Here is a 7,445-nt window from a genome sequence, read left to right as displayed (position 1 = left end):
TCGAGATGATGCCGATCGACGGCAGGATCAGCGGCAGCTTGATCTTCCAGAACTGCGACAGCCCGGTAATGCCATCGCATTCGGCCGCCTCGATCACCTCTTCGGGGATCGACAGCAGGGCGGCGTAGATCAGCATCATCGGGATGCCGACAAACTGCCAGACTGAGATTAAACTAAGGGTAGTTAGCGCGTATTCCTCCTTGCCGAGAAGCGGCGGGATCCGGATTGGTGCGCAATATGAAACGTCGAATATACCAATGTGAACGCCAATCCAAGCAGGAATGTCGCACTTGAAAACCGCGATAAGGCTTGGGATTACATTCCATATTGGCGCGAGGATCAGCTTCCAGGCGAAACCGACGATAACGAAGGACAGGATGGTCGGCACGAAGATCGCCGTGCGGTAGAAAGCCGCGAATCTGAGTTTCGGGCTGGACAGAAGCGCGGCCAGCATGACGCCGATCGGGTTCTGCACGATCATGTGAATGATGAAGAACCAGACATTGTTCCTCAGCGCGTTCCAGAAACCCACCGACCAGTTGGGGTCGCCGAACAGCATGCGGAAGTTTTCCAGCCCGACGAAGACCTGGTGCTGCTCGATGTTGCGGAACAGCGACAGCTGCAGCGTGCCGGCGAGCGGCAGGATCATGATCGCCGTGTAGACGAGCACGGCCGGCGCCAGGAAGATGCCGATGTGCCAGCGGAACGGTCTTTTCGGTCTGATATCTGCGGCCATGAGTTCGGTCCCCGCCGTCTCTCGGTTCCAAAGGGTATCGATCTAGATGATGCCTCGATGCACGGCCCGAACATTCCTGCCCGATGCGGCAAGAACAAAGGCCTGCGACTGATCAGCTAGCCTTCCCCGATGAGAGGGTAAGGCCGGGAGGCAGTGCCGACAATCGCTATCTGAATAAGCGCACTCTGAATGAGGTAGTCCGGAACCGGCCAGGCCTGCGCCCGGCCAGTTCCGTTGCCTGAGCTCTTACTTCGCCGGCTTGTACCAGCTGTCGAGACCGGTCTGCAGCTTCTTGGCCGCGGCTTCCGGCGTATCGGTGCCGTTGATGACGTTGGCCGATTCAACCCAGGTCTCGTTCTCGAGGTTCGGCGTGCCGCGCGACAGGATCTGGTAGGTCGAGCGGATCGTCGACTTGCACTTGCCGCGCCAGGAGACGAATTCCTGCGCCAGCGGGTCTTCCATCTTCACCGGCGCGGAGTTCAGGCTGAAGAAGCCCGGCAGCGCGTTGGCATAGATGGTAGCGAAGTCCGGCGAGGCGACCCAGGACAGGAAGGTCTTGGCTGCATCGGCGTTCTTCGAAGCCGCATTCAGGCCCATGCCGATATCGGTATGGTCCGATATGTAGCAGGTGTCGCCGGCCTTCTCGACCGGCGGCGGGAAGGCGCCCATCTTGAACTGCGCCTGGGTGTTGAACAGGCCGATTTCCCATGAGCCGGCCGGGTAGATGGCGGCGCGACCGAGCGTGAACAGGTTCTGGCTGTCCGGATAGGTCTGCGCCTCGAAGCCGTCGCCGAGATACGGCTTCCACTTGGCCAGTTCCTCATACGGCGCGACCCAGTCCTTGTCGGTCAGCTTCTGATCGCCCTTGATCAGCGCCGCGCGGCCGTCCTCGCCCTTCCAGTAGTTGGGGCCGATGTTCTGGTAGCCCATGGTCGCGGCTTCCCAGAGATCCTTGGTGCCCATCGCCATCGGGATGTAGGTGCCGTCGGCCTTGATCTTGTCGAGCGCGGCGAAGAACTCGTCGCGGGTCTCCGGCACCTTGATGCCGAGCTTGTCGAAGGCGTCCTTGTTGTAGATGAAGCCGTGGATGACCGAGGCCATCGGCACGCAGAAGCTCGCCTTGCCGTCGTCGGTCTGCCAGGCGGACTTGGCCACCGGCGAAAAGTTCTCCATGCCGGGCAGCGCCGAGAGATCAGCAAGGTTGCCCTTCTTGAACAGCTCGAGCGACTTGTCGAACGGGCGGCAGGTGATCAGGTCGCCCGCCGAGCCGGCGGCGAGCTTGGCGCCGAGCGCGGCATCATATTCGGTCGGAGCCGACGGGGCGAACACCACCTTGATGCCCGGGTTCTTGGCTTCGAAAGCCGGGATCAGCTTGTCCTTCCAGATGGCAAGGTCATCGCCGCGCCAGCTTTCGATGTTGAGCGTTACGTCGTCGGCATAGGCAACCCCGGCCGAGCCGAGAATGCTGGTGCCCAAAAGCAGTGCCGTCAGTAGTTTCGTTGTCATGCTCAGTCTCCCTGTTGACCTTTTTCAGGTTCGGTTTTGATGAGAACGGAGGCAGTGCGCCCTTTGCTCCCCTCGCAAGCCTGTTTCACCCCGATGAAAATCGGGATGAACCAGGCTCTATTTCTCTGTTCGAGCATGATCTTTTCCGAAAAGCGGCTTCCACTTTTCGGGATCATGCCCCAGCGCGGAAAGGGCCGGCCGCAGCTTCTGGCCAGCCTCTTCCAGTATCTTCTGCGCCGCGTCGGTACTGTCGGCGCCGGCGGCGAGCAGAATGGCGGTCTTGACCGCGCCGCCGCTCTTCTCGAGCAGGCGGGCCGCCTCGTCCGTGCCGCGCCCGCTGACGGCGGCGACGATGCGCGCCGCGCGGTCGCGCAGCTTGATGTTGTCGGCCATGAGATTGACCATGTAGCCGTCATGCACATGGCCGAGATGGATGGCGGTCAGCGTCGACAGCATGTTGAGCGCGATCTTCTGGGCGGTGCCGGCGCCCATGCGCGTGGAGCCGGCGATCAGTTCCGGCGGCGTTTCGAGCAGGATGGCGGTTTGTGCCTGGCGCAGCAGCGCAGAGTCCCTGTTGTTGGCGATGCCGATGGTGGCAGCGCCGCGGCGGGCAGCCTCCTCGACAGCCTTGACGGCATAGGGCGTCGTGCCGCTGGCGGAAATGGCGATCAGGCAGTCGCCCTTGCCGAGGCCGGCCCCGGCGACCGCTGCCGCAGCCTCCTCGGTGTCGTCTTCCGGCCCTCCGGCCAGCGTGCGGAAAGCGTCGTCGCCGCCGGCGATCAGGATAGCGATGCGGTCGCGGTGAATGCCGAAGGTGCCCGGCAGCTCCAGCGCATCGGCCAGCGCCATCAGGCCTGAGCTGCCGGCAGCGGCGTAGGCGAGCTTGCCGCCGCTCTTCAGCCTGACGGCAATGATCTCGGCGGCCCTGGCGATGGATGGAATGGCATGGCGCACGACCTTGGCGGCTTCGATCTGCGCATCGGCCAAATAGGAAAGGACGGTGTCCGGGGCCTGGATATCCAGCCCCTCGGCATTTTTGTGAAGCGCTTCGGTGCGCGTTTCGGCCATCCCGGTTCCTCCAATACCACAACAATACCAAAAAAATACCACTTGTCCACACGCATTAACGAATTCGCTGGTCGGAAGGCGTCGACTCGACGAAATATGCAGATTTTTCAATAAAATACGGCTTAATCTTTTTGAAACGGAAATTAACCCTTGGCTATTGGTATTTTATTGGTATTATCCGCCCGGAGGAGAAATCACGTGAATTTCGTGCTCGGAATCGATGGCGGCGGCACCAGCTGCAGGGCCGCCCTGGCAACGGCGGACGGCACGGTGATCGGCCGCGCCAAAAGCGGCGCCGCCAACATCCGCACCGACCTGACCGGCGCCCGCTCGAACATCGTCGAGGCCGCGCGGCAGGCGTTCCTCGCCGCCGGGCAGGATGCGGAACTGATCCCGCGGACACCCGCAATTCTCGGCCTTGCCGGCGCCAATGTCGGCACCTACCGGCAGCAACTCGAAGCGATCCTGCCGTTCAGCATCAGCCGCGTCGAGACCGACGCCGAGATCGCGCTGGAAGGCGCTGTCGGCTCCGGTGACGGCGCCATGGCGATCCTCGGCACCGGCACCGCCTATATGGCGCGCAGACAAGGCAAATCGCGGGCCATCGGCGGCTGGGGCTTCCAGGTTGGCGACCAGGGCAGCGGCGCCCGTATCGGCCGCGACCTGCTCGAACAGACACTGCTTGCCTATGACGGCGTCCGCGAAGGTTCGCCGCTGACGCAGAGCATGCTGGCCGTGTTCCGCAACAACCCTGAGGACGTCGTCGAATTCACCACCAATGCCAAGCCGGGCGACTTCGGCGGCTTCGCACCCAAGGTGTTCGAGCATGCCGAGAAGGGCGACAGCGTCGCCAACTGGATCCTCGACAGGGTGATCGCCGATGTCGAAGCCTCGCTCGGCGCGCTCGACCTTGCTGACGACGCGCCGCTGTGCCTGCTCGGCGGGCTGGCGCCGCTCTACGCGCCGCGCCTGTCTGCCCGCTACCGGGCGCTGCTGAAGCCGCCGCTCGACGACGCACTGGGCGGCGCGGTGCAGATGGCGGTTCGCCTTTTCGCCGGACACGCGGAGGCAACTCGATGAGCGAGGCCGCCGACCAGATCTTCGCCACGCTCAAACATCAGGCGCAAAGCGGCGCGCCGCTTTATCTGCAGCTTCGCAAGAGCATCGAGGACGCGGTCAATCGCGGCCTGATCGGGCCGGGCGACGCGCTGCCTTCCGAGCGCGACATCGCCACCAAGGCCGATATTTCGCGGGTCACCGTGCGCAAGGCGGTGCAGGACTTGGTCAAGGGCGGCATCCTGGTGCAGCGCCACGGCTCCGGCACTTTCGTGGCGCCGCGCATGGAGCGTGTCGAACAGTCGCTGTCGCGGCTGACCTCGTTTACCGAGGACATGGCGCGGCGCGGCATGGCGGTGCGTTCGGCATGGCTCGACCGCGGCCTCTACGCACCATCGCCCGACGAGATGATGGTGCTCGGCCTGTCCTCGAGCGAACTGGTGGCGCGGGTGGCGCGCCTGCGCATCGCCAACGACACGCCGCTGGCGATCGAACGCGCCTCGCTGTCGGCCAGCGTGTTGCCCGATCCGGCCGATATAGGTTCCTCGCTCTACGCGGCGCTGGAATTGACCGGCAACCGGCCAGTGCGCGCCGTGCAGCGCATTTCCGCCGCCAATCTCGGAGACAGCGACGCGCGCCTGCTCGAAGTGCCGCCAGGTATTGCCGGCCTGCACATCGAACGCATTTCCTATCTGGCGAGCGGCAAGGTGATCGAATTCACCCGCTCCATCTACCGGGGCGACGCCTATGATTTCGTCGCCGAACTGCGGCTGACAGGGCCGAGCGAAGAGGGCCGACCATGAGCACGACAGAGCCGACCATGTCGGCAGAAATGACCCATATGCGGCGCGAGATCGAGGAGGTCCCGCAAGCGGTCGCCCGCCTGCTCGACGGCTCCGGCGCGGTGCTGACCGAGGCCGGGCGCGGCATCAGGGAACGCGACCCGCAGTTCGTCGTCACCGTGGCGCGCGGCTCGTCCGACCATGCCGCCACCTTCATGAAATACGCCGTCGAGCTGACCGCGGGCCTGGCCGTGGCGTCTGTCGGACCGTCGATCGCCTCGATCTATGGCCGCAAGCTCAGGCTCGCCGGCTCGGCCTGCCTGGCGATCTCGCAGTCGGGCAAGAGCCCCGATATCGTCGCCATGGCCGAAACCGCGCGGGCGGGGGGCGCGCTGACCGTCGCCATCACCAACACCGCCGATTCGCCGCTGGCGCGTGCCTCGGACTATGCGATCGATATCCTGGCCGGCCCCGAGCGCAGCGTGGCGGCCACCAAGACCTTCATCAATTCGGCCGTCGCCGGCCTCGCTCTGATGGCGCACGCCACCGGCGACGATGCGCTGTTGGCCGCACTTGCCCGCCTGCCGGAGCATTTCGGCAAGGCGATCGCCTGCGACTGGATGAGCGTGCTGTCTGAGACGATCGAGAAGCAGAAGTCGCTGTTCATCCTCGGCCGCGGACCGTCGGCAGCGATGGCCAACGAAGCGGCGCTGAAATTCAAGGAGACCTGCGGCATGCATGCCGAGGCCTACAGCGCCGCCGAAGTCATGCACGGCCCGCTGGCGCTGATCGGCCCCGACTTTCCGGTGCTGGCGCTGGCCGCGCGCGACGCCTCCGAACCGTCTATCGCCGAGGCCGCCGACAGCCTGGCGGCCAAGGGCGCGCCGGTGTTCGTCACCTCCGCGCTTGCCAAACGCGCCGTGCGCCTGCCGCATGTCGCCACCGGGCACCCGCTGACCGATCCGCTGACGCTGATCGTCTCCTTCTACATGTTCGTCGAGGCCTTTGCCCGCCATCGCGGTCTCGATCCGGACACGCCGCGCAATCTTCGCAAGGTGACGGAGACAGTATGAGCGATCGCTTTGCCCTGACTGGCGCCCGGATTTTCGACGGCGACGACTGGCATGAAGGCCACGCACTTGTCGTGCGCGACGGTCTCGTCGAGGCCATTCTGCCCACTGGTGCCATCCCCTCGGATATCCGCGTCGTCGACACCGGTGGCGGCCTTCTGGCGCCGGGGTTCGTCGACCTGCAGGTCAACGGCGGCGGCGGCGTCATGCTCAACGACCACCCCGATGTCGCTTCAATCGAGACCATCTGCCGCGCGCACGCGCCCTTCGGCACGACGGCGCTGCTGCCGACGCTGATCACCGACACGCCTGCAATCACCGCCGCCGCTGTCGCCGCCGGCGAGGCAGCGGCGCGCCAGAAGGTGCCTGGGTTTCTCGGACTGCATCTCGAAGGCCCGCATCTGTCGGTCGCCCGCAAGGGCGCGCATGATCCGGCGCTGATCCGGCCGATGACGGATGCCGATCAGGCGATGCTGATCGCCGCGCGGCAAAAACTACCGGTGCTGCTCACCACCATTGCCCCTGAATCCGTCGAGCCGGCGCGCGTCGCGGTGCTCGCCAAAGCGGGCATCATCGTCAGCCTTGGCCACTCCGATACCGGCTATGCCGCCGCCAGCGCCTTTGCCGAGGCCGGCGCCTCGATGGTCACCCATCTGTTCAATGCGATGAGCCAGATCGGCAATCGCGAGCCCGGATTGGTCGGCGCCGCCATCGACATCGGCACCTTGTCGGCCGGCCTCATCGCCGACGGCATCCATGTCGATCCGGCCACCATCAAGATCGCGCTGCGCGCCAAGCAGGGGCCGGCCAGGATCGTGCTGGTCACCGACGCCATGGCGACAATCGGCACCGAGATGACGTCGTTCACGCTCAACGGCCGCACCATCTATCGAAGGGACGGCAGCCTGAGGCTCGCCGACGGAACGCTGGCGGGCGCCGATCTCGATATGATCTCGGCCGTTCGTTTCATCCACCGGGTCGCCGGGGTCGAGCTTTCCGAGGCCTTGCGCATGGCCTCGCTCTATCCAGCGCAAGCAATCGGCCAGTCGCACCGGCTTGGCCGATTTGCCAACGGCACGGCTGCGGATATTGTCGCGCTGTCGGACGATCTCGACACGAAGGGCGTCTGGATCGGCGGCGAAAAGGTTTTTGCGGCCGGCTCCGACACTGCGCGTTGATATCAGGTTCAAGTCGGCTGACGTCATGAAACCTTTTGATTTTGAGGTC

Annotated in this window: 7 protein-coding genes; 4 read left to right on the top strand and 3 right to left on the bottom strand. The window is 64.7% G+C overall.

Annotation, left to right across the window (positions count from 1 at the left end; genetic code table 11):
• The 3 genes from EOB49_RS23000 to EOB49_RS22990 form a co-directional block, all read right to left on the bottom strand.
• Nucleotides 1–736, bottom strand: a 736-nt coding sequence (locus tag EOB49_RS23000) for a sugar ABC transporter permease (RefSeq protein ID WP_164781776.1), incomplete at its 3' end; no start/stop codon positions are given.
• Nucleotides 737–982: 246 nt separating this feature from the next.
• A complete protein-coding gene (locus EOB49_RS22995) occupies nt 983–2,242 on the bottom strand; it encodes an ABC transporter substrate-binding protein (protein ID WP_127382318.1) in 1,260 nt (419 codons plus the stop codon).
• Between the two features lie 117 nt (nt 2,243–2,359).
• Nucleotides 2,360–3,310, bottom strand: coding sequence for an N-acetylmuramic acid 6-phosphate etherase (locus EOB49_RS22990; RefSeq protein ID WP_127382317.1), 951 nt, complete (start codon nt 3,308–3,310; stop codon nt 2,360–2,362).
• 198 nt (nt 3,311–3,508) lie between these two features.
• Between EOB49_RS22990 and EOB49_RS22985 the strand changes: the two genes are divergently transcribed.
• The 4 genes from EOB49_RS22985 to nagA are packed head-to-tail and all read left to right on the top strand — an operon-like array spanning nt 3,509 to nt 7,396.
• Nucleotides 3,509–4,390: an N-acetylglucosamine kinase gene (locus EOB49_RS22985; RefSeq protein ID WP_127382316.1), complete on the top strand. Its 882-nt coding sequence runs from the start codon at nt 3,509–3,511 to the stop codon at nt 4,388–4,390.
• Nucleotides 4,387–5,169: a GntR family transcriptional regulator gene (locus EOB49_RS22980; protein WP_027040192.1), complete on the top strand. Its 783-nt coding sequence runs from the start codon at nt 4,387–4,389 to the stop codon at nt 5,167–5,169. The genes EOB49_RS22985 and EOB49_RS22980 overlap by 4 nt, the downstream gene beginning before the upstream one ends.
• 17 nt (nt 5,170–5,186) lie before the next feature.
• Complete coding sequence (locus tag EOB49_RS22975; protein WP_164748800.1) at nt 5,187–6,221, top strand: SIS domain-containing protein; 1,035 nt, start codon at nt 5,187–5,189, stop codon at nt 6,219–6,221.
• Entirely contained in the window at nt 6,218–7,396 is a 1,179-nt protein-coding gene (nagA, locus tag EOB49_RS22970; protein WP_127382315.1) for an N-acetylglucosamine-6-phosphate deacetylase, read from the top strand. Before EOB49_RS22975 ends, nagA begins: the two co-directional genes overlap by 4 nt.
• The last annotated feature ends 49 nt before the right edge of the window (nt 7,397–7,445 follow it).

Source organism: Mesorhizobium sp. M7A.F.Ca.MR.148.00.0.0, from assembly GCF_003997735.1.
GTDB lineage: Bacteria > Pseudomonadota > Alphaproteobacteria > Rhizobiales > Rhizobiaceae > Mesorhizobium.
Note: the sequence above shows the minus strand (reverse complement) of the source record. Positions and strands in the feature narration are given on the sequence as shown.

Coding starts and splice junctions, on each gene's coding strand:
- EOB49_RS22995 (WP_127382318.1), bottom strand. CDS start 2,242: ATGACAACGAAACTACTGACGGCACTGCTTTTGGGCACCAGCATTCTC.
- EOB49_RS22980 (WP_027040192.1), top strand. CDS start 4,387: ATGAGCGAGGCCGCCGACCAGATCTTCGCCACGCTCAAACATCAGGCG.
- EOB49_RS22990 (WP_127382317.1), bottom strand. CDS start 3,310: ATGGCCGAAACGCGCACCGAAGCGCTTCACAAAAATGCCGAGGGGCTG.
- nagA (WP_127382315.1), top strand. CDS start 6,218: ATGAGCGATCGCTTTGCCCTGACTGGCGCCCGGATTTTCGACGGCGAC.
- EOB49_RS22975 (WP_164748800.1), top strand. CDS start 5,187: ATGTCGGCAGAAATGACCCATATGCGGCGCGAGATCGAGGAGGTCCCG.